The organism is Streptomyces sp. BK79, assembly GCF_044142145.1.
Taxonomy (GTDB): domain Bacteria; phylum Actinomycetota; class Actinomycetes; order Streptomycetales; family Streptomycetaceae; genus Streptomyces.
The window spans coordinates 55,339-78,414 of record NZ_JBHVOC010000003.1; the positions used below are offsets into that span (position 1 = coordinate 55,339).

Consider the following 23,076-nt stretch of genomic DNA (forward strand, 5'->3'; position numbering starts at 1 on the left):
ACAGGGGCCACACGGCCCGGCGCCCGCACACCCGTGCCCTCACGGCCCGGTGTCTTCCGCACCGTGCGTCGAGGCTCGCGATGGGTACCCGTGCCCGCGTCCCGGTACCCCGCACGAAAGGGGAGGGAGATGAGGGCCCATGGCTCCCCGGACCGCCTCGGACACCGTGAGGATCCCGTCGGGTCAGGCGGCGCTCGACGGCGACCTGACGCTTCCCGCCGACGCGCGGGGCGTGGTCCTGTTCGCGCACGGCAGCGGCAGCTCACGCCTCAGCCCCCGCAACCGCGCGGTCGCCGCCGGGCTGTGCCGCGCCGGGTTCGGCACCCTGCTGCCGGACCTGCTGACCGAGGACGAGGAGCGCGAGGACGTCGTCACGGCCCGGCACCGCTTCGACATCTCCCTGCTGACCCGGCGTCTGACCGACGCCATCGACTGGCTGGAGCGGCGCCCGGACACCGCACCGCTCGCTCTGGGCCTGTTCGGGGCGAGCACGGGAGCGGCCGCCGCGCTGGCGGCGGCGGCCGAGCGCCCGTCGCGGGTCCGCGCGGTGGTGTCGCGCGGAGGGCGGCCGGACCTGGCCGGCGGAGCGCTGCCACTGGTCATGGCCCCGGTGCTGCTCGTCGTCGGCGGCGCCGACACGACGGTGCTCACTCTCAACCGTGAGGCCGCCGAACGCCTGACGGCACCCCACCGGATCCACGTCGTGCGCGGCGCCACGCACCTCTTCCCGGAGCCCGGCGCCCTGGAGCAGGTCACCGATGCCGCCGCCGACTGGTTCCGCGACCACCTGCCCGCCGGGCGGACGGACGGCGGACGGGCGGACGGCGGACGAGCGGACGGCGGACCCACCGGCTGACGAACGCCGGAGTCCGGGGGGTCGGCGCGGGTGTCGCTGTTTCACCGGCGGCCGGCGGGAAACCCCGGACATGAGCGGCAGCTCTCCGCCCCGCGTGAGGAAGGCGGCATCCAGGCCATGCGTTTTCGTGATCGCGTCGAAGCCGGCCAGCAACTCGCCCTCCGGCTCATGGAATGGGCGTCCGACGGCGAGCTTCCCGACGCCGTCGTGATCGCGTTGCCCCGCGGCGGCGTTCCGGTGGCGGCCCAGGTGGCACGGGCGCTCGGCACGCGGCTGGACGTGCTGGTGGTCCGCAAGATCGGTGTGCCCGGCCGGCCGGAGGCGGGCATCGGCGCGATCGTGGGCGACGATCCGCCCCTGTTCGACTCGCGCGCCCTCCAGATGCTGGGCCTGAGCGAGGACCGCCTCGCCCCGGACGTGGAACGCGAGCGGGCCGAACTCCGCCGCCGCGCCCTGCTGTACCGGGGCGACCCGTCCACGCCCGACGTCGAGCAGCGGACCGTCATCCTCGTCGACGACGGTCTGGCCACCGGCGCGAGCGCCCGTGCGGCCCTGCGGCACCTGCGCCGCCGGCATCCCGCCAGGCTGATCCTCGCCGTTCCGGTCGGCGCGCCCGAGTCCTGCGTCGAGATGCGTGCGGAGGCCGACGACGTCGTCTGCCTGTACCAGCCGCGGGACTTCCAGGCGGTCGGCCTCTGGTACGAGGACTTCGAACAGGTGGGTGACGACGAGGTCAGGGGAATCCTCCGCGAGCACAGCGCCGCGATGCACGGCGGGTGAGGGAGGCAGGGCGCCCCGGGCGCGAGGGGAGGCCGCCCGCGCCCGGAGTCGCGCCCCCTGGATCTTGTCCGCACGAGGGCTCCGAGATCCGTTCGGCAGGGCAGAGAGGTGACGCTCCGGCGGCTCAGGAGCCCATGAGGGCGTCCACCACCGCTCGGGCGACCCTTTCGGCCCGCTCCGGCGTCCAGTGGGCCGGCTCCTCCATGGAGGAGATGTAGTAGCCGCGGGTCAGCAGGGACAGGACGTCGGCGGCGAGGCCGGCGTCGGGCACTCCCGCGGCGGCGGACGCGTCGAGGAACTCCTGGCGTGACTCGCGCGGTTCCTGGCGGTCGATGCCTCCCGGGTCGACGTGCGCCGACGAGAGCATCTCCACCCAGAGCGTGCGCAGCAGCAGGTCCTCGGGCTCCGTGCTGAGGTGCCACTCCACCGTGGCGCGCAGCCGGTCCGCGCCGATCAGGTCACCCAGGCGTGCTTCCAGATCGGTCCGCCACCGGGACTCGGCGGCCCGGACGGCGTTGGTGATCAGGGCCGTCCGCGTCGGCACGTAGTTCGTGACCATCGCCGTGGACCCGCCGAGCTCCTTGGCCACGGCACGGATGGTGACGGCCCGCGCACCGTCCCGGGCGGCGACAGCGAGGGTCGCCTGGGCGATTGCCTCGCGGCGCTGGACTTCGTCGACGTCGATCGGCATGGCAGCAACCTAGCTCAGAGGGGGGTTGACGTGGGACACAGGCGGATGCAACGCTGTTATATCACGTTGTTTTCTAAAGATTCGCCCCCGTGGAGGGCCGCATGAGCCTTGCCGTCCATCGCGTCACCCCGGAACCGGTCCCGCCCCACGCGCGGCAGCACATGGTGCGCATGCGCGACGGAGTGCGCCTGGCCACCGACGTGTACGGCGTCGGCGCCGACGCCGACCAGGGGGAGCCGGCACCGGCCGTCCTGGTCCGCCTCCCGTACGACAAGAACAGCCGGTACGCGTTCGCCGACCGATTGGCGGAAAGATTCACCGCGCGCGGCTACGTCGTGGTCGTCCAGGACGTCCGCGGCAAGTTCCGGTCGGAGGGGCGGACCCTGGGCTGGACCGGTGAGGTAGACGACGGTTACGACACCCTGGAGTGGATCACCCGCCAGCCCTGGTCCGACGGGATCGTGGGCATGTTCGGCGACTCGTACTACGGGTTCACCCAGTGGTCCGCGGTCTCCAGCCAGCACCCCGCCCTGCGCGCCATCGTCCCCCGCGTGACCTGCACGACGAACGCCCCCGGCATCGCCGCCCACGACCCCGGCTCCGGGCGGCAGCCCGTGTGGCTGGAGGGGACCACGTACCAGGCACAGGTGTGGACGGACCGCGACAGCTACGAGTTCCACGTCGACCTCACCCGGCGCCCGGTCGTCGCCGCCTACGAGGAGGCGTTCGACGCGATCGGCAAGCGCTCGCCGGGCTTCGACCTCGTCGTCGGGGGCATCCCCCTCGACGCGTACAACGGGCCGCATCCCTACGACGCGCGCCCCGTGCCGGTGCTGCACTGCGTGGGCTGGTTCGACAACCTCAACACCGCCCACATGCGCGACTACACGGAGCTGGCCGGGCGCCCCGGGTGGGCGGCCGTGCAGTACCTGGTCGCCGACGCGACCGACCACGAGAACTACGTCCTGGAGGACGCCCCGGCGACCCCCGCCACCGACCACCTGACCGACGACGCCGCCCTGGAGCGCATGCTGGACTCCTACACCGGTCCCGCGATCGAGTTCTTCGACGTCTTCCTCAAGGGGACCGCCCGGCCCGACGCACTGCCCCGGGTGCGCTGGAAGCTCGGCCACGACGGCTGGCGCACCTCCGCCGTCTGGCCGCCGCCCGAAGCCACGGCTACCGATCTGTACCTGGCGCGGCCGACCGCCGCGGCCGGCCCGGTCCCCGGCGGAACCCTCGCACCGCACCCGTCCGGTGTCCCGGAATCGGCGCGGTGGCGGTACGACCCGGACGACCTGGTGCCGTCCGCCGCGGCCGACACCTTCCTCCTGTTGCGCGACCACGCCGACGAGCGCCCCACCCTCGACCGGGACGACGTCCTCGTGTTCACGCACCCCGCCTCCGACCGTCCCCTCGACCTCGCCGGGCCGGTGCACGCGGTGCTGCACGTGGAGAGCACGGCGCCCACGTTCGACGTCTTCGTCCGCCTCCTCGACCTGGCGCCGGACGGCACGGCGCGCCTGGTCCTGCGGGGCTGCGCCCAGGCCGACGCGCCCGGCGAGGTGGAGATCGCCCTGGGACACACCGGCTACCGGGTGCGCCCGGGACACCGTCTCGCGCTGATGGTCGCCGGCAGCGACTTCCCGAACCACCTGCCCAACTCCGGCTCGCTGGAGAGCCCGTGGCTGACGACCTCGCCCAAGGCCAGCCTGCAGACGCTCCGGACCGGTCCCGGCCACCCCTCCCGCCTGCGCCTGACCGTCCTGCCCGAGAGCGGCGACCCGAGATGAGCGCGCGCTTCGCCGCCACGCGTCTCGGCATGCTCGTCGTCACCGTGCTGGTCTCCAGCCTGGCCATCTACGGGGCGATGTTCCTCACCCCGGGGGACCCCGCCACGCTGCTCGTCGGCGGCAGCCGCGACCCCGACCCGGCCGTGCTGGCGCAGATCCACCGCGAGTACCACCTCGACGACCCGTTCCTCCAGGGCTACTGGCACTGGCTGGGCAACTGCCTGCAGGGCGACTTCGGGAAGTCCCTCGTCTACCGCGACTCCGTCGCCGGGCTCATCGGCGCACGCGCCGGGGACACCCTGGCGCTCGTCGCCTACGCGGCCGTCCTCGTCCTCGCCGTCGGCACCCTCGTCGGCACCGTCGCCGCACTGCGCGGCGGCCGCACGGAGACGCTCGCGACGACCCTGACGGCGGGCGCGATGGCGGTACCGACCTTCGTGATGTCCGTCCTGCTGATCTGGCTCTTCGCCGTCCAGCTCCCCTGGTTCCCCGTCTACGGTTCCGGCGAGGGCTTCACCGGCACCCTGACGCACCTGACGCTGCCCGCCGTCGCGCTGGCGATGACCTGGATCGGCTACGTCGCCCAGGTGACGCGGACCACCGTCCGCGCGGAGATGCGCGCGGAGCACGTGGAGACCGCCCGCAGCCGCGGCGTCCCCGAGCGCACGGTGATCCGCCGCCACGTGCTGCGCAACGCCTCCGGACCCGTCTTCGCCGTCTCGGGTGTCGGCATCGCCGGCATCATCGCCACCGCGGCCGTCGCCGAGCAGGCCTTCGGCACCGGAGGGCTCGGAGCACTCATGATCGAGGCCGCCTCCAAGCAGGACATGGCCGTCGTACAGGCCGTGTCGCTGATCTTCGTGGTCGTGTTCGTCGTCATCAACACCACCGTCGACCTGGTCAGCGCGGCCCTCGACCCCCGGGCCGCGCGGAAGGGGGCCCGATGACCACCGCCCCGCTCCACCGCACCGCGCCCAAGGGGCGGGCCGTGCGCTCACGCGACTGGCTGACGCTCGGCTCCGGCTGCGTCGTCGCCCTGTTCGTCCTGCTGGCCGTGTTCGGTCCGCTGCTCGCCCCGCACGACCCTAACGCCGTCGACCCCATGAACGTCCACGCCGGACCGTCCGCCACCCACCTCCTGGGAACGGACGACACCGGGCGCGACCTCCTCTCCCGGCTGATGGCCGCGGCCCGCGCCAGCCTCGCCGCCCCCGCCGTGATCATCGCCGTCTCCACCACCCTCGGCACCCTCCTCGCGCTGACGGCCGCCTGGTACGGAGGATGGCTGGACCGGTTCGTCTCGGGCGCCCTGGACATCGTCTTCGGCTTCCCGGGGCTCATCATGGCCGTCCTCGTCGCCGCGGTCTTCGGCGCCGGACTCGCCGCCCCCGTCATCGCCCTGTCGGTCGCCTACCTCCCCCTGATCACCCGCGTCGTACGCTCCGCCGCGCTCAAGGAACGCCACCTGCCCTACGTCTCGGCGCTCCAGCTCCTCGGCGCCCCCACCGCCCGCATCTGGCTGCGGCACCTGCTGCCCAACCTGCTGCCGCTCGTCCTCGTCCAGGCCGCCATCGGCTTCGGCTACGCCCTCCTCGACGTGGCCGCGATCTCCTTCCTCGGCCTCGGCAGCCGGCCCCCGGACCCGGAATGGGGGCTGATGGTGGCCAACGGGGCTCCGTCCATCCTCGCCGGCCGGCCACAGCAGTCGCTGTTCGCGGGCGTCACCATCCTGGTCGTCGTCATCGCGTTCAACCTGCTGGGGACGGGACTGTCCCGACGGCTGCCCGGAGAGCGCGCATGAGCCCCTCACCCCTGCTCCAGATCAAGGCGCTCGGCATCGACCTGCCCCTGCGAGGGGAGCCGCGTGCCGTCGTCCACCGCGCCGACCTCGCCGTTCCCGAGGGGGCGGCGGTCGCCCTCGTGGGAGAGTCCGGGTCCGGCAAGTCGCTGACGGCCCGCTCCGTCCTCGGACTGCTGCCCCCGGGCGCCCGCGTCCGCGGAGACGTGCTGTTCGCGGGGGAGTCCGTCGCGCGGATGAGGCCCGAGCGCCTGCGCGCGTTCCGGGCGAGCGAGGTCGCCATGGTGTTCCAGGACCCGAGGGCCCACATCAACCCGGCCCGCGGCATAGGCGACTTCCTCGTCGAAGGGCTGACCACCGCACGTGGTGTCCCGGCCGCCGAGGCCGTCAGGAGGGTCACCGCCATCCTGCGGGAGGTCGGCATCGCCGACGCCGAGCGGCGCATGCGCCAACGGCCCCACGAACTGTCGGGGGGCCTGCTCCAACGCGTCATGATCGCCGCCGCGTTGGCGGCCGAGCCACGCCTGCTCCTGGCCGACGAGCCGTCCACCGCCCTCGACGTGACCACGCAGGAGGAGGTGATGGCCATCATCGGGGAGGCCCGCGAAGCCCGCGGGCTCGCCCTGCTGTTCATCACCCACGACCTGGAACTCGCGGCCGCCGTGACCGACCGGGTGGTGGTGATGTACGCGGGCACGACCGTGGAGGAACTCCCCGCCGCACTTCTGCGCGGGCGGGCCGCCCACCCGTATACGCGCGCCCTGCTCGCCTCGCGCCCTTCGGTCTCCGACCCCGGCGCGGAACTCCGCTCGATCCCCGGCAGACCCCTGTCCGGGTTCGAGATACCCGGCGGATGCGCCTTCGGTGACCGGTGCCCGTACGTCCAGGACCGGTGCCGCGCCGACCGGCCGGCCCCGGTCCCCGCCGGTGACTCCACGGTCGCCTGCCACTACCCTCGCACGTCCGCTCCCGAGGAGGCCGGCCCCCATGCTTGAGGTACGCGGTCTGCGCAAGACCTTCGGTGACTTCGTCGCCGTGGACGGGGTGAGCTTCTCGCTCCCGGAGCGGGGGTCGCTGGCGATCGTCGGCGAGTCGGGATCGGGCAAGACGACCACCGCCCGCATGATCGCCGGACTCGAGACACCCAGCGGGGGAGACGTCACGGTCACGGTCGCGGGCGACGAACGCGGGGAGGGCCGGCCGCGTTCACGGGCACGCCGTGCCCGGAGCCGGCGGATCCAGATGGTCTTCCAGGATCCCTACTCGTCCCTCGACCGTCGGCAGCGCGCCGGTGACGCCGTCGCCGAGGCCGTCGCGCTGCGCCGGCGCCTGCCCTCGCCCGCGCTGCGCGCCCGCGTGGCCGACCTGCTCGACATGGTGGGCCTCGACGACCGGCAGGCGCGTGCGCTGCCCAGGGCGCTCTCCGGCGGACAGCGCCAGCGCGTCGCCATCGCCCGCGCCCTGGCCGCCGAACCGCGCGTACTGATCCTGGACGAGGCCATCGCGGCCCTGGACGTGTCGATCCAGGCGCAGATCCTGACCCTGCTGTCCCGCGTCCGCGCGGAGACCGGAACCGCCCTGCTGTTCATCACGCACGACCTCGGCGCCGTCCGGCACATCAGCGACGACGTCCTGGTGATGCGGGCGGGGAAGGCCGTCGAGCACGGCCCGGTCGCGACCGTCCTCGACGACCCGCGGGACCCGTACACCCGGCGTCTCATCGCCTCCATCCCGAAGCCGGGTTGGAAGCCCAGGAGAAGAGCGGACAGGGACGCCCCCTGACGGGGCCGGCACGGCGTAGCGGCCGCCCCTGACGCGAGGACGCCTGACCGGCGAGCGGCCGGTCAGGCGTCCTCGCCTCATGCGTCGGCCACCGCCGCGTCGACTCCCGGCGCCCGGCTCTGAGGAGTACCGCCGCACCGCGGAAGGACCGGAACACCCCGGCGCCTTGACGGGCCGTGGGGCCGCGCGGCCACACGCGTCCGCGTGGGCGTGCGGGCGGACGGCGGCACGTGCGCGTGGTAGCCCGTCCGTCGCCCGTCGTCCGTCCGTCGCCCGTCGCCCGCCGCCCGTCCCCCCTCATGCCGCTTGCCCGGCCGTCCTCCGCGCGTCGCCCGCGCGTGCCGGGCCGGTCCCCGAGGGGGCGCCCGCCGCCCGGAAACGGCGTGCCCCTGGTGGTCGGTGGAGACCGCCGGGGGCACGCCGTCGGGGGTGGTGCGGGGGACGGTCAGCCGCTTCGCGGCCAGGAGAGGGCGGGCCGGCTGCGTGGCGCCCGGGCCTCGACGGCCGAGGCGACGTGCAGGAGCAGGTCCTCCTGGAAGCGTCCGCCGATCAACTGGACGCCGGAGGGCAGGCCGTCGCGCAGGCCGGTGGGCACCGACACGGCGGGGAGACCGAGCACCGGGACCACCTGCATCGGCCACTGCGCGGCCAGCAGTTCACCCATCCGGACATCGCCGGCGAGGTCGGCGTCCTGCTCGAACGGCGGCTCGGCGGCGACCGGCGTCAGCACGATCCGGTCCCGGCCCAGGAACCGCTGGAGCCGGCCGATCAGGGTGCCGCGGCGGGCGTAGCCCCGGATGTAGTCGGTGAGGGTGGGCTGCTCGCCCCATATCTGCGCGGCGGCCCGGAAGGAGGACGCCAGCGAGTCACGGACCGCGTCGTCACCGAACATCTCGATCTCGGACATCATCGTCCGCAGCTCCTGGTAGAGCAGGAGCGACCACAGCCGGGCGGCTTCGCCGAGCTGGGGGAGTTCGACCTCCTCCACCTCGTGGCCGGCCTCGGCGAGCCAGCGGGCGGCGTCGTCCACGGCGGCGTTCACGGAAGGGTGGGGCTTGACCACTCCCGCGTCGCGGACGACGGCGACCCTGACCCGTCCGGGCTCGCCCAGGGGCGGCCGCACCGGCAGACCGACGGGGTCGTCGAGGTCCGGCGTCACCATGGCGTGCAGTCCGCGCCGGACGTCGTCGACGGTCCAGCCGAGCGGCCCGTGGACCGCCATGGTCTGGAACGACAGAGGACTGTCGAACTCCTCCGCGCCTCGCGGTTCCACGCCGGACACCAGGCCCACGGTGGGGCGCAGGCCGACGGCGCCGCAGCAGTACGCGGGGAAGCGGACGGAACCGCCGATGTCGTTGCCCTGCGCGATCGGGGTCATGCCGGCGGCGACCGCCGCGGCCGCGCCCCCCGAGGAGCCGCCGGGGGTGTGGCCGGGGTGCCAGGGGTTGAGCGTCCTGCCGTGCAGGTCGTTGGCGGTGAACCACCGTACGGCGAAGGCCGGGCTGTTGCTGCGGCCCAGCAGGGTCGCGCCCGCCTCGCGCAGGCCCGCGACGCAGACGGCGTCGTCCGCCGCGACGGCGCCGGCCCAGGCGGCCACGCCGTGCGAGCTGGCGTACCCGCGCTGCGAAGTGTTGATCTTGGTGGACACCGGGACGCCGAGCAGCGGGGGAAGGTCCCCGCCCGCGGCGACCGCCACGTCGGCGTCGGCGGCCTGGGCGAGCACCTCCTCGGGCCGGACGTCCACGAGGGCGTTGAGCGCCGGGTTGGCCGCCTCGACGCGGGCCAGGAACGCCCGGGCCACCTCGGTCGCCGAGAAGTCCTTGGCGCGGATGCCGGCGGCCAGTTCGCCGGCCGAGTGGTCCCACAGGGGCCTGTCGCCCGTGGTGTCGGTCATCGTCGTCTCCAGAGGTGGGGAAGGGAGGTCACTTGCCGGTACCGCCGAGGTGGGCGGCCCACGGCATGCCCATGTAGGCGAAGGAGGCCGGTGCGCCGCTGATCCGCTCGTTCATGAACATGCGCTCGTGCGGGCCGGCCAGGAACACCGCCGGGGTGGCGGGGGTGAAGACGGCCTGGGCGTCGGCGTACGCCTTGGCCGACGCCGCCGGGTCGGTGGTGGTGCGGGCCCGGTCGAGCAGCCGGGTGACCTCGGGGTCCTCGTAGCCCGTCCAGTTGAAGATGCCGCGGGGCGTGACGCTCTCGGCCACGTAGGAGACCGGGTCGGGCATGGAGACGTAGCCGAAGGTGAGGACGAGGTCGAGGCCCTCGCGCACCGACGGGTCGTAGAAGAGCGACGACATCTCGGTGGGCTGGAGCTGCTTGATCTCGATGCCGACACCGATCTTCTCGGCGGCGGCCTGGATGAAGGTCATGGCCTGGAGGGAGCGCTGGTCACCGGCGGGAATGGCGGCCACCAGCGGACGCGGGACCGGACCGGCCCCGGCGACCAGTTCCTTCGCCTTCCCCGCGTCCGGCTCGGGTACGTCGGGCAGCGCGGCGTAGGCGGCGTCGAACCGGTCGGCCGCCGGGTCCCCGCGCCAGGTGAGCGGTGGGACGAGGGACTTGAGGGGGGTGGCGGCACCGCCGAAGACGTTCCTGATCAGCGCCTCCCGGTCGATGACCAGGGACAGGGCGTCCAGCACCCTGCGGTCGGCCGCGGGCGAGTCGGCGTTCGCGGGGATCAGCAGCACGTTCTGGGTCGAGGGGCCGAGGTGCACGGCGCCGTTGTCGGCCTTGGCGAGCGCGGTGGCACTGCTGGGCGGCAGCTCGTAGGTGCCGTCCACCTCGCCCGACAGCAGCGCACTGGTCAACGTGTTGTTGTCGGTGATGAACCGGAACTCGACCTGCCGGACCTTCGGCCTGAGCGCGGTGTCCCAGTAGGCGTCGTTGCGCTCCAGGGTGATGCCGCCGCCGGATTCCCAGGAGTCCAGCTTGAACGGACCCGTGCACATCAGGCCGCCCTTGGCCGTCCCGTAGGCGGGGCCGGCCTTCTCGGCGTACGCCTTCTGGCTGACCGCGCCGAAGGACGTGGACAGCGCCTTGGTCAGCGTCTGGTCGAACCCCTTGGTCCGCAGCGTCACCTGGTGCGGGCCGGTGACCTCGATGGACGTCACGGCGGCGAGGAAGTTCCCGTAGAGGGCCTGGTTCCGGGGATCGCGCTGGCGCTCCAGGCTGTGGACGACGTCCTCGGGCGTCATGGGGGAGCCGTCCCAGAACCTCACCCCGGAGCGCAGGTCGAGCACCAGGGCCCTGTCGTCGCTCCAGGTGGCCTTCTCGGCGAGTCCGGGACTCAGGGAGAAGTCGGCGTTCATGCGCGTCAGCGTGTCGCAGAGGTTCGCCTCGACCGTCTGCGGCGAGTAGTCGCCCACCTTCGCCGGGTCCAGGGTCGTCGGCTCACCGTAGGGAAGCGCCCAGGTCACGCGCTCGACCTCGGCGGTGCCGGGCACCGTGGTGGTGGTCAGGCGCTGAGGCTCGGCGCTCTCGCCGTTTCCGTCCGACGGGCCGCCGCACGCCGTGGCGGCCAGCAGCCCCACGCCGGTGAGCACCGTCAGCACCGTCTTCTTCACAGCCATGGCCGAGGCTCCTTGCCGAGAGAGGGGAGAGAGGAGAGTGGAGGCGCTCGCCATGGGGGGAGGAGGCGGGAACGTCGACGAGCCGTCGTAAACGAGTGTCATATAACGCTGTTGCATGTCACGCTTGCATCTGATGAGCTAAGGCGTCAAGAGCAGGACGCGACCATCTCGCGTCGTGCCCTCCCCGCTCGTCCCTCGCAGCGCTCCCAAAGGCCCTCCCTCACAGCACTCCCTCACGGAAGCGGAGAACCGCCCATGTCCTTCACCCCAGCCCTCGACTTCGCGTTCGAGATCCGCGCCGAGGTCTCCGACACGCTCCACATCGGCCACGGTGACGGAGAGGTCACCGAGTTCACCCCCATCACCGGAGGCAGCGTGGACGGCCCCCGGCTGCGCGGAACGGTCCTGCCCGGCGGAGGCGACTGGAGCAGCACCCGCGGGCCGGTGTGCGAGCTGGACGCGCGCTATCTCATCCAGGCCGAGGACGGCTCCGTGATCGACATCGCCAACCGCGGCTACTACCGGCCGAAGGCCGACGCCCCGGACCAGTTCGACGGCGACCTGCGGGTCTCCGAGACCGGCCACTACTACCGCACCTCACCGGTCTTCCGTACGGACGCCGCCGCGCACCGCTGGCTCGCGGAGACCGTCTTCGTCGGCCTCGCCCGCCCGGACGGCGACAACGCCGTACTCATCCGCATGTACGCGCTCAGGTGAGGGGGGCTGCGGAGTGGTGTGATGCCATGCTGCGGCAGACTGCCCGCCCGTTCGTCCAGGGGGACACGACATGATGAAGCCACCTCTACCTGCAGGGCCGCCTGGACCTCGACGCCTTCGTCGGCGGGACCGTCACCCTGGACGAAGTGGAGGACGCCTTCGCCGCTATGCGCAAGGGCGACGTTCCGCGCTCGGTGGTGCTCCTCGGATGACCCGCCGAGGCGTCACGCGGCTGCCTTGACGAGGTCGGCCGCCTTCTCCGCCGCCATGATCGTGGGCGCGTTGGTGTTGCCGCGCGGCACCGTCGGGAAGACGGAGGCGTCGACCACCCGCAGTCCCGGAACGTCGTAGACCCGCAGCTCGGGGTCGACCACCGCGCCGATCGCGCACGTCGATGTCGGGTGGTACAGCGTCTGCCCGGACCGCTGCGCCCAGGCGAGCAGGTCCGCGTCCGTGTGCGAGGCCGGCACGTCGAAGGGGCCCGTGACCAGGTCGGTCACCGCCGGCTGGGCGGCGATCTCCAGGGCGATCCGGATGCCCGCGACGATGACCGCCCGGTCCTGCGGGGTCGTCAGGTAGTTGTGCACGATCCGGGGAGCCGCGTCCGGGCGCGGGGAACGCAGCGTCACCGCACCCCGGCTCGTCGGGGCGACCACGCACGGGCCGAAGGAGAAGCCGTGCCCGGTCGGCGCGCCGAGCCCTTCCTGGTGGAAGAGCACGGGCGCGGCGTGGAACTGCACGTCCGGGGCGTCGAGTTCGGGTCGGCTGCGGAAGAAGCCGCCGGTCTCGCCGATGTTGGAGGACAGGGGGCCGCGCCCCTCGTTCTGCAACAGGGCCGCGTTCTCGGGACTCGCGGCGTTCATGAGTGACTCGGTGTCGGTGAAGAAGTTGAGCAGCGTCATGTAGTGGTCCTGGAGGCCCTGCCCGACCGGGAGGTCGCGTACGACCTCGATGCCGAAGGCGGACAGGGCGGGAGCGGGGCCGATGCCGGACAGCATCAGCAGCTTCGGGGACTCGTAGGCTCCCGCGGACAGGATCACCTCCCGCTCGGCCCGTACGACCTCGGTACCGCCGCCCCGCTCGACCTCGACACCCGTCGCGCGGCCGCCGTCGAGTATCACGCGGTGGGCGCGGGCCGAGGGGAGCACGGTGAGGTTCGGCCGGTCGAGGGCGGGGTGCAGGTAGGCGACGGCGGCGCTGCAGCGCAGACCGCCGCGCTGCGTCACCTGGTAGCGGCCGACGCCGAACTGCGTCTCGCCGTTGAAGTCGTCGTTGGCCTTGTGCCCGGCCTGTTCGGCGGCCCGCACGAACGCCGAGGCCAGCGGGTGTTCGGACCTGCCGTCGCTGACCGTCAGCGGACCGCCCGCCCCGTGGAAGAGGTCCGCGCCGCGCTCGTTGTCCTCCGCGCGCCGGAAGTACGGCAGCACGTCGGCGTACGACCAGCCGGTCGCCCCGGCCGCGGCCCAGCCGTCGTAGTCGGCGTGGCTGCCGCGGATGTAGATCATCGCGTTGATCGAGCTGGAGCCGCCGAAGACCTTGCCGCGGGGCAGGTAGGCGCGTCGCCCGCCGATGCCCGGTTCCGGCTCGGAGTCGAGGTCCCAGTCCAGTGCGGACTTGAGCAGTTGCGGGAAGGCGGCGGGGATGTGGATCTCCTGCGCGGTGTCGGGGCCGCCGGCCTCGATCAGCGCGACCCGCACGTCGGGGTCCTCCGAGAGTCGCGCCGCGAGGACACAGCCCGCGGATCCGGCGCCGACGATGACGTAGTCGTACATGCTCATCCCGTCCCTCGAACGAATACAGCGGTGAACGAATACAGCGGTGAACGAATACAGCGGTGAACGAATACAGCGGTGAACGAATACAGCCGTGAACGAATACAGCGGTGAACGAACGCGGCGGTGAACCGATGCAGCGTGGCCGGCGATCGAACAGAGGTCACTCTGCCCGGGGAGTCCGGCGTCGTCCCGGAAGTCGCGGAGAACGTCTTGGATCGAGGACGCCAAAGAGCAAAACAAGCCGATGGGCCGGACCGCGTGCCCGGTGCGAAACCGGTGGAACGCGTGGTGACGTGCCGCAGACGGCCGGCACCAGCGCCCGGCACGGCATGCGGCGTGCGGCAGTCGGCCGCGCGGTGGTTTCGCCCGGGGCGACGGGGAGCGTGAGGCGACGGGAAGCGGGAGCGTGCCGCGCTGGAACGCCTCGACCGGAGTGCGGCCGACCTGGAAACCGCGCAGGACGACGAACGGGCCGGCGTGCGCGGCGGCCGGCAGCACGCCTGGCAGGACCGCTTCGAGCAGGCGTGGGAGAACCTGAGCGACTCCGAGCGCGAGGAGGCCGCCGAGATCCTGCGGGCCCTGATGCGGACGCACGCCCCGGCCGCCGGAGCGGAGGCGCCCGCCGACGGCCCCACGACCGGCGGCAACGTGGACATCCCGGCCGATCACGGTTCCGCGGCGGCCGTGCGGATGGGGAGGTCGTCGAGCGCGTCTGCCACCGGGTGGCCGCCGGCGGCAAGCTCGCGGTGTGCGACGTCGCCGAGCTGAACTCTGAGTTCGACGTCGACTGGCGCACCGCCCGCGCGGGCGCCCGCCTGGTCCACCGGATGGCGACCGCCCTGACATGACCTGGGCGGGCCGGCCCGCCCAGCCCGCCTCCGGACAGCCGCCAGGCCATGCGGAGCCGGTCAGTGACCGGGCACGGGCTCCAGATGTACGACGGCCAGGACCCCGTCGACATCGAAGGTGCCGTCGTCACCCTTCGCCAGCAGGACCGCGTCGAGGTGGCCGAGGCGGACCTGCGCGGGCCGGAGGACGGCCGAACCGGCCAGGACGGCCGCCACGACGACCGTTCCGGCGGTCGGCCGCACCACGGTGGTGGAGCGCACGACGCGGACCGTGGCCGTCATCACGGAGCGCCGTACCATCACGTTGAAGTCGACGATCGGTCCACCGAGCAGCCGGCATCCCGTGACCGCGTCACCGGAGAAGGCGAACGGTTCGTACAGCGTGTCCAGACGGTGCGGGACGCCGTCCACGGTGAGTTCCATGCCCGGCCCGTCGACGACGGTGATGATCCTGTCGACTCCCGGGAACGCGGAGAACGGGCCCGCGCCGCCCACGTCGGCCACGCTGATCCGCCACAGGAAGTCTCCGGTTCCGGCGCCGGGCGGATCAGCTGCCACCTCCGAGGTCACGCCGCCGCCGTTTCTCCACGGTGCGGGCGTCCTGTCCTCGGCGCGCAGAATCTGGGGTGCCATGTCCGCTCCTTTCGGTCCCGGCACGAGGACCGGGAAGTCCGGAGGGTACGGGGTGACGAAGGTGGCGGCGACGACCGTCCGCCCTTCGGGCCACCGCTTCGGCTGTCTCCCGTGCGGTCCGGTACTCGCACGCCGTGTCGTCGTAAGCGAGGAGAAACGCCGTCCGTCCTACCAGGGCCGGATCGGCCGGACGCCGGTGCGCCGCCCGGCGCCGTCCAGCAGGTGCCCCATCCGTTTCACGGTGCGGGTGCCGAGGGCGCGCTCGGTGATGTGGAGGGCGGGCAGCTGGGCGCAGGCCGCCGTCTCGCGCTGCTGCACCGAGCCGATGTCGCGGAGCCAGTAGGTGGCGAGCACGTTGGCGCCTCCGGTGACCGCCGCCAGCAGCCGGCACTCGGGCAGTGTCGCGAGAGTGCGGTGCAGGCGGTTGACGTCGCCGACCGGGGCGTGGCCGCGGAAGGTGACGGACACGGGCAGCCCCGTGACCGCCGGAGCCACGTCGCAGCGAAACCCCACCACGCCACCGGCGGTGAGGCGGTGCAGGCGTCTGCGCACGGTGGCGGCGCTGGTACCGGTGAGGTCGGCCAGCTCCGTCAGCCGGGTCCGGCCGTCCGCCGCCAGCGTGTCGAGCAGAGCGTGGTCCAGGGCGTTCAGGACGAGGGGCCCGCCCGGACCGTCCGGAGTGCCGGCCCGGCCGAGCACGGAGAGCTGGGCGGCATCGAGCGAGCCGAGCCGCCATCGGGAGCCCTCCGCGTACAGCGATGTGGCGAAGACGCATTCGACGTCGAGGACGTCGGGCAGGGCGGCCAGTTCCCCGTCGACGAAACTCTGCACACTCGTGAGGTCGGGTGCCAGTACGTCCAGCATGAGGTCGGCGCGTCCCGGGGCGAGCAGTTCGACCGTCACGGCCTCCGGCAGCTCCGCGATGTGCGACGCCAGTCGCTCCCGGGCCGACGGGACGCAGCGAAGGAAGACGAAGGCGGTGCAGCCGCTGGAGGAGAACGCAGGTCCGGGGACCGCCGAAACCCAGGCCAGCCCCTCCTCGGTGAGCCGCTCCCAGCGGCGGGCCAGGGTCACCGCCGTCGCGCCGAGCAAAGGGGCCAGATCCGTCCACGCGGCGCGAGGCCGGACCTGGAGGGCGTGCACGAGGGCGAGATCCAGCTCGCTCACCGTGACCGAATCCAACACCGCAGCCCCGCTCCGCGCCGATTCTCTTCGTTTTTCGGCTCAGTTCCCTCAGTGGTCGCACTCTAGCCACCAGTCGCGTTCCAGCCAAGGGAAAGAGGGTGAGGCCATGACGAACGCCATCAGCCGGGGCCGGGGACTGATCGCGGTGATGATCGTGATCGTGGTCTGCAGCGGTGTCGTCCAGGGGTATCTCACACCGCTGCTGCCGGTCGTCGGCGCTCACGTCGGCATTGGCGGGGTGGGCCAGAACAACCTGTACCTGCTGTCGCAGATCGCCTTCACCGTGCTGACGCCGCTGCTGTCGCGCTGGGGCGACATGTGGGGGCACCGACGGCTGCTGCTCGTCGCCGTGACGATGGTCGCCACCGGCTCGCTGCTCATCGCGGCGCGGCCCACCACCGCCACGCTCGCGGTCGGCATGGTGCTCCAGAGCGCCGTGGTCGGCTTCTTCCCGCTGCTCGCCGGCATCCTGCGCTCACGCTCCCCCGAACACGGCCGGATCGGCATGTCGGTACTGGTCGGCGCGCTGCTCCTGTCCATCGGCACCGGCGGCTTCGTGGCCGGCACGCTCAGCGACGAACACGCCCTCGCCGGGCTGTGGACCGCGGTCCCCTTCGGCGCCCTGGCAGTCGCCGCCGCGATAGCCCTGCCGGCCAGCACGGCCCCACGCGCGGGCCGCTTCAACCTGCCCGCCGCCCTGCTGCTGACGAGCGGACTCGGCATGCTGATGCTGGTCCTGACCAGGGGCAAGTCCTGGGGCTGGACCTCGGCTTCGTCCCTGCTGACGGCGGTGGCGGCGGTGGTGCTGCTGGCCGCCTGGGTACAGGTCGAACAGCGCTCGTCGCATCCGCTGGTCAACCTGAGGATGCTGCGCGACCCCCGACTCGCGGCGGTCAGCGCGCACACCTTCTGCGTCGCCTTCGGCACGATCGGGTTCCTCGGCGCCAACGCCGTCTACCTCGGTACCGAGCCGGACGGCGACGGGTTCGGACTCGGACTCGGCGCACAGGCCATTTCCCTGGTGTCCCTGGCCATGGTCGCCGCCGGCTTCCTCGGCTCCACCCTGACTCCAGGGCTGGCCCGTCTGATCGGCGACCGGGCCGTGCTCGCGGCCGGCGGATGCGCCGGTGCGGCCGGCTTCCTGTGCCTGGTCCTCTTCCACTCCTCCGTGCCCCAGTACCTGGTGGGCGCCCTTGTCGTCGGCCTGGCCACCGGAATGTTCGAAGCGGCCACCCGGACCTTGTCGGTCGAGGTGGTGGACGAGGCTGAGACAGCGCTGTCCGTCGGGGTCAACGAGATGGCGCTCTCCCTCGGTGCCGCGATCGGCGCGGCCGTGATCGGCGCCCTTTGGACCTCCCACTCCACCGCCCAGGGAGCCGTCACCGGCACGGGTTATCAGTGGGCGTGGGCCGCGTGCGCGATGGTGGCGCTCGGCGGGGCCGGGGTCGCCGTCCTCTTCCGCTCCCCGCCCACCGCCCCCTCGCCCGAAGTCGCCGCCCCTGCCGGGAGGACCGCGTGACCAGCCTCGCCGCGCGCACCAGGGAGTGCGCCCGCACCGCCGCCACGGACGCCGTACGCGCCCACGCACGCGACCTCGTCGCACTGAGCCACAGCCTGCACGCAGAACCGGAAACGGCCCTGCGTGAGCACAGGTCGGCCGCCAAGATCACCCTTCTCGCCGAGGACGCCGGCTTCGACGTCACCCGCGGGGTCGCCGGCCTGCCAACGGCCTTCGTCGCCACCCACGGCAGCGGCGACCTGGTGGTCGCGCTGTGCGCCGAGTACGACGCGCTGCCCGGCATCGGCCACGCCTGCGGGCACAACGTCAACGGCGCCGCCTCGGTCGGCGCTGCCCTCGGCCTCGCCGCCGTCGCCGAGCGACTCGGCATCACCGTCAAGCTCATCGGCACTCCCGCCGAGGAGGACATCGGCGGCAAGGCGCTGCTGCTGGACGCCGGCGCCTTCGACGACGTGGCCGCCGCCTTCATGGTCCACGCCGCCCCGGAGGACTCGGTCGGCGCGGCTTCCCTCGCCGTCGGCGCCTGGGACGTCGTCTACACCGGCAAGCCCTCCCATGCCGCACTCGCGCCCTGGGAAGGCGTCAACGCCCTGGACGCCATCGCCCTCGCGCACACGGCCGTGGGCCTGCTGCGCCAGCAACTGCCCCCGGGCGTCCTGGTCCACGACGTCGTCTTCGAAGCCGGCCACGCCGTCAACGTCATCCCCGAAACCGCCCGCGCCCGCTACGAACTGCGCGCCCGCACCACGGAGGACCTCGCCCACGCCCGCCGCCGGGTCCAGGCGTGCCTGGAGGCAGCGGCCCTGGCCACGGGCGCCGAGCTGGAACTCACCGAGCACGGCGCCGACTTCGCCGACCTGCGCCAGGACGAGTTCCTCACCGCCGCCTACACCCGCGCGGCCCGAGCCCTGGGCCGCGACCCCGTGGACCGCCGAGGCGAGGTCATGGCCTCCACCGACATGGGCAACGTCTCCCACGTCCTGCCCGCACTCCACCCGACCATCGGCTACGACACCGAAGGCGCCCGACACCACACCGCGCCCTTCGCCCGCTACGGCAATTCACCGGGAGCCGACCGCGCAGTGATCGACGCCGCGATCGCCCTCGCTCACGTCGGCGTCGACCTCGCGACGGATCCGGCACAGCGCAGACGCTGCCTCGACCAACTCGCCGACAGGCGAGCAGCAACCGTGTCCCCTTGCGTGAACAGCCGACCGCAGCCCTGACGTTCTGCGGGGGCACCTTGAGAGGAGCCGTCCGCGAGCCGGGAGATGATGGACGGGTCAGCGCACAGCGGGAGCAGACCGACGGTCATGGTGGCCTTCATCCCGCCCCACGACACCGGGTGCGGGTCACCGGGACGGTGCTCCTCACGCTCGGACTGCGCGTGGCCTTGAGGGCGTCGCCTGAGGAGAGGTATTGCGGTGGGCTGAGTTTCTTGCCCGGTGGGGTGCCGGTGTGTGTCAGGTCCCCGGGCTCAACGAACGTCAGGCCTGGGGCATGGTTCCTCGTTCGTGGGGGAACGGCGGGAGCCCTCGGCACTTCCGGCGTCGCCGTGCAGCCGCGCGAGGTCCATCTCGTCGAGGGCGGCGACCGGATGGTCTGCCGGTACCAGGACGGTGGGGCGCGGGTCGGCGTACGACGACCCGCCATGCCATCCCATCGCCCCCGAGGGACAACCGCCACCTCCATCAACAGGCTCGGACGGCATACTGGCTGCCCTCAGTGGCATCCACGGCGGCCTACTGAGCGGATCCGTGAGACGGCGAAGCCGTACCGGAGCACTGTGGTGCGGCTTGGCCTGGAGATCGAACGCGCTGGCGTGCACGGTGCGATCGGTGCCTCGTTCGGTCCGTGCGCCTGTGACTCTCTCGCGGTGGGGGCGGGAAGTGGCGATCTTCGACCGAGGTGGTTTCTGACCGCTGCCTTTCTGAACCGGGATCGGGTAATCCGGCTGCTCAGCCCTGTGTGCGAAGAGACATGAAAAAGTCGTCGATATCCATGATCTCTTCGTCTGTGAGGGAGGGTGCGTGCCAATTCGTTCTCGCGCCGTGTTCCATGAACGCGGAAGGAAGGCGCGTGCCGTAGGTTTCCACGTACTCGGCTGTGTCGCGCCGCCAGTAATAGGTGCCGTCACTGTGAAGGGCGGATCCGCCCACGACCGAGAATTTCTGATCCACGACATCTTCCGTGTGTCCCATGAGCGCGATGATGCGTACGACGTGGTGTGGTCGGCCGGATCGGCGCCGGTGGCGTTGCCGCGCGGGTCCGTCTTCGTCAGGATCCGGCCGGCCTTGTCGTGAAGTCGCACAGGACAACGTGGATGTACCGGTTGTCGCCAGGCGTCTCTCGACCTGGTTTCCCATTTCCTGACGTCCGACGTCCGACGTCGTGCGGTGGGGCGAATCGCGCTCCGCAAGCGGTGTCCGCTCCGTGAATGCAGCCGGGCAGACCTCTCCCGCTCCCGGCCCAGACGATCACGGAGGCCGTGGCGCTGGTCATTGCAGCATTTTCAGCACGGACCGGGAGAGTCTGTCCGCGGTGGAGTGGGCATCCGCGCCAGGGAGGAGCAGGTGACTGATGGTCATCCGGACGGTGACGTCCGCCGCCATGTCGAGGAGTTCACCGTCCTGCTCGGGAAAGCGTTCGGCGAGCCACGCGCGCAGCAGACTCTGAGCCGTGTCGAAGACCGGGTCCGCCCGTGCGGTGAGGTAGGGCAACAGGCTGTCGGATCCCTGCCTGGACGCCAGGACCACAGCCCGTATGAGCGGATTGCGGTGGGCCTCGGTCAAAGCGAAGTGGACGGCCGCCTTCAGGGACGCGCCCGTGTCCGGAAGTCCCGGATACAGGGTCCGAGCCACGCTCTCCAGGAACTCGCGTGTCTCCCTGACGACCAGGGCGCGTCCGAGGCCCGCACGGTTGCCGAACTCCTTGTACACCGAAGGCCGTGACACTTCGGCGGCCTCGGCGACGGCCGACAGGCTCACACGGTCCCAGCCCGAGTCGCAGGCCAGCTCACGTGCGGCGTCCAGTACGCGCTGCCTCATGTGCTTTCGCCATGCGACGCGTGGTGGATCGGGTGCCGCTTCGCCGGTGTCATGGGAGTCCGTCCAGTTCGAGTGTGTGGGCATGCCACGAGTCTGGCAGGAGCGCCGTCGGGCCGCGGTCACACCGGTGGCGTGACCGGCCCGACGGCGCTCGGGGGACCGCTACCCGGGCGAGGGGCTGGGGGGCATGCCCGGGTAGCGGGGATCGGGGGGCGCCGTCAGGAGCGCTTGCGGCGGAGCAGGAAGATGATCGCTCCGCCGAGCGCCAGTGCCGCCGCGGCCAACCCGAGGGGGAGCGCCACGTTCGATCCGGTGTTGGCCAGCGGTTCGCTGGCACCGTCGGCCCGGACGTCGTTCGCCGCGCCGGAGTCCGGCTCGCTCGACGAACTCGTGTCCTGCCCTTCGGACCCTGCGGCCGCCTCGGCGTCCGGCTGGGCGGAGCCGTCGCTCTCGGACGTCCGCCGCCCGGGCCCGCTCGCCCCGGGGGAACCGGTGCTGGGGGCAGTGCCGTCGGTGGTGAAGGCGTACGCCCCCCGGTCGGGTGCGCCGGCGTCCCGGCGGGCCCCGGTGATGTCCGTGGTGACCTCGGGCAGATGCTTGCCGGAGCCGACCGCGGGAGAGCCCTCGCCGAGCGCGAAGCCGGTCCCGGTGCCGCTGCCGGCCGCGACGAACCGGGGGTCTGCGACGATGTCGTGCGGGCCCTTCACCTCGGGGGCCCGGCCGCCGTAGTAGACGTTGTAGTCGTAGGTGACATCGACGTTCCTGCTCTTGGAATTGGTCGCCTGGCCCGGTCGGCCGTAGGACACGTTGTTCAGGAGCCGGACGTCCCTGCTGTCGTGGGCGAAGATGTTGGCGTAGCTGTCCATGCGGGTGCTGCGGCCGTTCTGGTAGGCCGTGTTGTGGAGGATGTCCACGTGCTGGCTCTTGAAGGAGTGGATGCCCGAGCCGCCGTTGTTGTACGAGACGTTGTTGGCGACCAGGACCCGCCCCTGGTAGTCGGGCCCGCTCTCGCCCGCCTTGGCCTTGTCCTTGAGTGTGTCGATGATGATGCCGTTACCGTCCGAGTAGCACTTGCAGCGCTCCCACTTCACCTTCGTCTCGTTGTCGTGGACGACGTTGTCGGTGACGCGGATCTTGTACTTCCGGCCGTCGCCGCGGTCGATGTCCTGCGCGGCCAGGATCGAGATGCCGCTGGTGGCGTAGACGGTGTACCACGAGGTGGAGTGCACGTGGTTGCGGGCGATCGTCATGTAGTCGGCGCCGCGTGAGCCGATGCCCAGGCCGGGGCAGTGGTGCACGGTGTTGCCGACGATGTCGATGTGGTGGGGTCTGGCGCCCGACGACTTGTTCGGCTCGGCCCAGATGCAGTTGGTGTTGAACCTGCCGCTCTTGGTGCCGGCGCCGCGCTCGGCGTCGGCCAGGGAGATGCCGGCACTGTTGCCCTTGACCTCCAGGCCGCGGACGACGATGTGCGAGGCCCCGTTGATGCGGATGCCGTTCCATGCGGTGACGGGGTTGATGACGGGGTGATGTCCGGGGTGGGCCTGGAAGGTGATGGGCGCCCCGGGCCGGCCGGAGCGGGAGATCACCATGACGTCCGAGCCGCCCGGGCGCTCCTTGTAGGTGCCGTTCATGATGGAGACCGTGTCTCCGGGTGCGGTGCTGTCCGCGGCCTTCTGGAGCGTACGGAACGGGCTGGCCGGCGAGGTTCCCGGGTTCGTGTCGGAGCCGCTCGGGCTGACGTAGTACGTCCGGGACGCGGCCTGTGCCGTCTGCGCACCGGCGAGACCGAGAGGTATCGCCGATCCCAGAAGAAGTGCTGAAACTGCGTATGCGCCTGTGCGTTTCATTGCTGCCTTTTCGTTGAGGGCGCTCGCGCCGGCGACGCCTCGCCCCGGCCGGGCCCGGCGTTCGTCGGCGTGAGACCTCACGCGCGATCGAGGGGAGCAGACACCGCGTCACGTACCCGCGGCTCGAGGAAGCCGCGTCGGAACGGGTCGCAAGAGCCCGGCCGGAACCGGCTCGCGGGGTGTGGAGCGCCGACAGCACGAGTCGTCACCGGCTGCCGACTGCGGCGTCGCCC

20 protein-coding genes and 2 pseudogenes are annotated in these 23,076 nt (G+C 72.3%); 12 read left to right on the forward strand and 10 right to left on the reverse strand.

Annotation, left to right across the window (positions count from 1 at the left end; translation table 11 throughout):
• Positions 1-139: 139 nt before the first annotated feature.
• Both ACFIF2_RS04175 and ACFIF2_RS04180 read left to right on the forward strand, forming a co-directional pair.
• A complete protein-coding gene (locus tag ACFIF2_RS04175) occupies positions 140-856 on the forward strand; it encodes a dienelactone hydrolase family protein (RefSeq protein ID WP_395571096.1) in 717 nt (238 codons plus the stop codon).
• A 117-nt stretch (positions 857-973) separates the two neighbouring features.
• On the forward strand, positions 974-1,636 hold the full coding sequence (locus ACFIF2_RS04180; protein ID WP_395571097.1) for a phosphoribosyltransferase: 663 nt from the start codon (positions 974-976) through the stop codon (positions 1,634-1,636).
• Positions 1,637-1,760: 124 nt separating this feature from the next.
• Here the strand turns inward: ACFIF2_RS04180 and ACFIF2_RS04185 are convergent, their stop codons facing one another.
• Complete coding sequence (locus ACFIF2_RS04185) at positions 1,761-2,327, reverse strand: TetR/AcrR family transcriptional regulator (protein ID WP_395571098.1); 567 nt, start codon at positions 2,325-2,327, stop codon at positions 1,761-1,763.
• Between the two features lie 101 nt (positions 2,328-2,428).
• Here ACFIF2_RS04185 and ACFIF2_RS04190 point away from each other — a divergent pair, with 101 nt between their 5' ends.
• From ACFIF2_RS04190 to ACFIF2_RS04210, 5 genes are read left to right on the forward strand one after another with little or no spacing between them, the layout of a single operon-like run.
• Positions 2,429-4,120 carry a CocE/NonD family hydrolase gene (locus ACFIF2_RS04190; protein ID WP_395571099.1) on the forward strand — a complete coding sequence of 564 codons (1,692 nt, stop codon included), beginning with the start codon at positions 2,429-2,431 and terminating at the stop codon, positions 4,118-4,120.
• The gene (locus ACFIF2_RS04195) at positions 4,117-5,067 is read left to right on the forward strand and encodes an ABC transporter permease (protein WP_395571100.1); all 951 of its coding nucleotides are present in this window, start codon (positions 4,117-4,119) and stop codon (positions 5,065-5,067) included. Before ACFIF2_RS04190 ends, ACFIF2_RS04195 begins: the two co-directional genes overlap by 4 nt.
• A complete protein-coding gene (locus tag ACFIF2_RS04200) occupies positions 5,064-5,921 on the forward strand; it encodes an ABC transporter permease (RefSeq protein WP_395571101.1) in 858 nt (285 codons plus the stop codon). Before ACFIF2_RS04195 ends, ACFIF2_RS04200 begins: the two co-directional genes overlap by 4 nt.
• On the forward strand, positions 5,918-6,913 hold the full coding sequence (locus ACFIF2_RS04205; RefSeq protein ID WP_395571102.1) for an ABC transporter ATP-binding protein: 996 nt from the start codon (positions 5,918-5,920) through the stop codon (positions 6,911-6,913). Before ACFIF2_RS04200 ends, ACFIF2_RS04205 begins: the two co-directional genes overlap by 4 nt.
• Complete coding sequence (locus ACFIF2_RS04210) at positions 6,906-7,700, forward strand: ABC transporter ATP-binding protein (protein WP_395571103.1); 795 nt, start codon at positions 6,906-6,908, stop codon at positions 7,698-7,700. Before ACFIF2_RS04205 ends, ACFIF2_RS04210 begins: the two co-directional genes overlap by 8 nt.
• 445 nt (positions 7,701-8,145) lie before the next feature.
• Here ACFIF2_RS04210 and ACFIF2_RS04215 read toward each other — a convergent pair whose 3' ends face one another.
• Entirely contained in the window at positions 8,146-9,594 is a 1,449-nt protein-coding gene (locus ACFIF2_RS04215) for an amidase (RefSeq protein ID WP_395571104.1), read from the reverse strand.
• A gap of 28 nt (positions 9,595-9,622) precedes the next feature.
• Positions 9,623-11,269 (reverse strand): ABC transporter substrate-binding protein, encoded by a 1,647-nt coding sequence (locus tag ACFIF2_RS04220; protein WP_395571105.1) that lies wholly within the window; start codon positions 11,267-11,269, stop codon positions 9,623-9,625.
• A gap of 255 nt (positions 11,270-11,524) precedes the next feature.
• Here ACFIF2_RS04220 and ACFIF2_RS04225 point away from each other — a divergent pair, with 255 nt between their 5' ends.
• Positions 11,525-11,986 carry a DUF3237 domain-containing protein gene (locus ACFIF2_RS04225; RefSeq protein WP_395571106.1) on the forward strand — a complete coding sequence of 154 codons (462 nt, stop codon included), beginning with the start codon at positions 11,525-11,527 and terminating at the stop codon, positions 11,984-11,986.
• A gap of 83 nt (positions 11,987-12,069) precedes the next feature.
• Positions 12,070-12,198: pseudogene (locus ACFIF2_RS04230) on the forward strand (S-(hydroxymethyl)mycothiol dehydrogenase); the annotation flags it as partial.
• Positions 12,199-12,210: 12 nt separating this feature from the next.
• On the opposite strand, the gene ACFIF2_RS04235 reads toward ACFIF2_RS04230, so the two are convergent.
• Positions 12,211-13,764 carry a GMC family oxidoreductase gene (locus ACFIF2_RS04235; RefSeq protein ID WP_395571107.1) on the reverse strand — a complete coding sequence of 518 codons (1,554 nt, stop codon included), beginning with the start codon at positions 13,762-13,764 and terminating at the stop codon, positions 12,211-12,213.
• Between the two features lie 474 nt (positions 13,765-14,238).
• Between ACFIF2_RS04235 and ACFIF2_RS04240 the strand changes: the two genes are divergently transcribed.
• Positions 14,239-14,529: a hypothetical protein gene (locus ACFIF2_RS04240; protein WP_395571108.1), complete on the forward strand. Its 291-nt coding sequence runs from the start codon at positions 14,239-14,241 to the stop codon at positions 14,527-14,529.
• Between the two features lie 140 nt (positions 14,530-14,669).
• Here ACFIF2_RS04240 and ACFIF2_RS04245 read toward each other — a convergent pair whose 3' ends face one another.
• Positions 14,670-15,242: a HutD family protein gene (locus ACFIF2_RS04245; RefSeq protein ID WP_395571109.1), complete on the reverse strand. Its 573-nt coding sequence runs from the start codon at positions 15,240-15,242 to the stop codon at positions 14,670-14,672.
• 168 nt (positions 15,243-15,410) lie between these two features.
• The gene (locus tag ACFIF2_RS04250; RefSeq protein WP_395571110.1) at positions 15,411-16,409 is read right to left on the reverse strand and encodes an Lrp/AsnC family transcriptional regulator; all 999 of its coding nucleotides are present in this window, start codon (positions 16,407-16,409) and stop codon (positions 15,411-15,413) included.
• 124 nt (positions 16,410-16,533) lie between these two features.
• Between ACFIF2_RS04250 and ACFIF2_RS04255 the strand changes: the two genes are divergently transcribed.
• A complete protein-coding gene (locus ACFIF2_RS04255) occupies positions 16,534-17,946 on the forward strand; it encodes an MFS transporter (protein ID WP_395571111.1) in 1,413 nt (470 codons plus the stop codon).
• The gene (locus ACFIF2_RS04260) at positions 17,943-19,172 is read left to right on the forward strand and encodes an amidohydrolase (RefSeq protein WP_395571112.1); all 1,230 of its coding nucleotides are present in this window, start codon (positions 17,943-17,945) and stop codon (positions 19,170-19,172) included. Before ACFIF2_RS04255 ends, ACFIF2_RS04260 begins: the two co-directional genes overlap by 4 nt.
• Before the next feature lie 732 nt (positions 19,173-19,904).
• Here the strand turns inward: ACFIF2_RS04260 and ACFIF2_RS04265 are convergent.
• From ACFIF2_RS04265 to ACFIF2_RS04280, 4 genes and pseudogenes are all read right to left on the reverse strand, one after another.
• The gene (locus ACFIF2_RS04265; protein ID WP_395571113.1) at positions 19,905-20,147 is read right to left on the reverse strand and encodes a hypothetical protein; all 243 of its coding nucleotides are present in this window, start codon (positions 20,145-20,147) and stop codon (positions 19,905-19,907) included.
• 297 nt (positions 20,148-20,444) lie between these two features.
• Positions 20,445-20,993, reverse strand: coding sequence for a TetR family transcriptional regulator (locus ACFIF2_RS04270; protein ID WP_395571114.1), 549 nt, complete (start codon positions 20,991-20,993; stop codon positions 20,445-20,447).
• 218 nt (positions 20,994-21,211) lie between these two features.
• Positions 21,212-22,627, reverse strand: a complete 1,416-nt coding sequence (locus ACFIF2_RS04275; protein ID WP_395571382.1) for a right-handed parallel beta-helix repeat-containing protein — start codon at positions 22,625-22,627, stop codon at positions 21,212-21,214.
• A 42-nt stretch (positions 22,628-22,669) separates the two neighbouring features.
• Positions 22,670-22,843: pseudogene (locus ACFIF2_RS04280) on the reverse strand (hypothetical protein); the annotation flags it as partial.
• Positions 22,844-23,076: the final 233 nt, after the last annotated feature.

Coding starts and splice junctions, on each gene's coding strand:
- ACFIF2_RS04235 (WP_395571107.1), bottom strand. CDS start 13,764: ATGAGCATGTACGACTACGTCATCGTCGGCGCCGGATCCGCGGGCTGT.
- ACFIF2_RS04245 (WP_395571109.1), bottom strand. CDS start 15,242: ATGGCACCCCAGATTCTGCGCGCCGAGGACAGGACGCCCGCACCGTGG.
- ACFIF2_RS04225 (WP_395571106.1), top strand. CDS start 11,525: ATGTCCTTCACCCCAGCCCTCGACTTCGCGTTCGAGATCCGCGCCGAG.
- ACFIF2_RS04190 (WP_395571099.1), top strand. CDS start 2,429: ATGAGCCTTGCCGTCCATCGCGTCACCCCGGAACCGGTCCCGCCCCAC.
- ACFIF2_RS04270 (WP_395571114.1), bottom strand. CDS start 20,993: ATGAGGCAGCGCGTACTGGACGCCGCACGTGAGCTGGCCTGCGACTCG.
- ACFIF2_RS04205 (WP_395571102.1), top strand. CDS start 5,918: ATGAGCCCCTCACCCCTGCTCCAGATCAAGGCGCTCGGCATCGACCTG.
- ACFIF2_RS04210 (WP_395571103.1), top strand. CDS start 6,906: ATGCTTGAGGTACGCGGTCTGCGCAAGACCTTCGGTGACTTCGTCGCC.
- ACFIF2_RS04185 (WP_395571098.1), bottom strand. CDS start 2,327: ATGCCGATCGACGTCGACGAAGTCCAGCGCCGCGAGGCAATCGCCCAG.
- ACFIF2_RS04215 (WP_395571104.1), bottom strand. CDS start 9,594: ATGACCGACACCACGGGCGACAGGCCCCTGTGGGACCACTCGGCCGGC.
- ACFIF2_RS04265 (WP_395571113.1), bottom strand. CDS start 20,147: ATGGGACACACGGAAGATGTCGTGGATCAGAAATTCTCGGTCGTGGGC.
- ACFIF2_RS04175 (WP_395571096.1), top strand. CDS start 140: ATGGCTCCCCGGACCGCCTCGGACACCGTGAGGATCCCGTCGGGTCAG.
- ACFIF2_RS04255 (WP_395571111.1), top strand. CDS start 16,534: ATGACGAACGCCATCAGCCGGGGCCGGGGACTGATCGCGGTGATGATC.
- ACFIF2_RS04200 (WP_395571101.1), top strand. CDS start 5,064: ATGACCACCGCCCCGCTCCACCGCACCGCGCCCAAGGGGCGGGCCGTG.
- ACFIF2_RS04195 (WP_395571100.1), top strand. CDS start 4,117: ATGAGCGCGCGCTTCGCCGCCACGCGTCTCGGCATGCTCGTCGTCACC.
- ACFIF2_RS04220 (WP_395571105.1), bottom strand. CDS start 11,269: ATGGCTGTGAAGAAGACGGTGCTGACGGTGCTCACCGGCGTGGGGCTG.
- ACFIF2_RS04275 (WP_395571382.1), bottom strand. CDS start 22,627: ATGAACGGCACCTACAAGGAGCGCCCGGGCGGCTCGGACGTCATGGTG.
- ACFIF2_RS04180 (WP_395571097.1), top strand. CDS start 974: ATGCGTTTTCGTGATCGCGTCGAAGCCGGCCAGCAACTCGCCCTCCGG.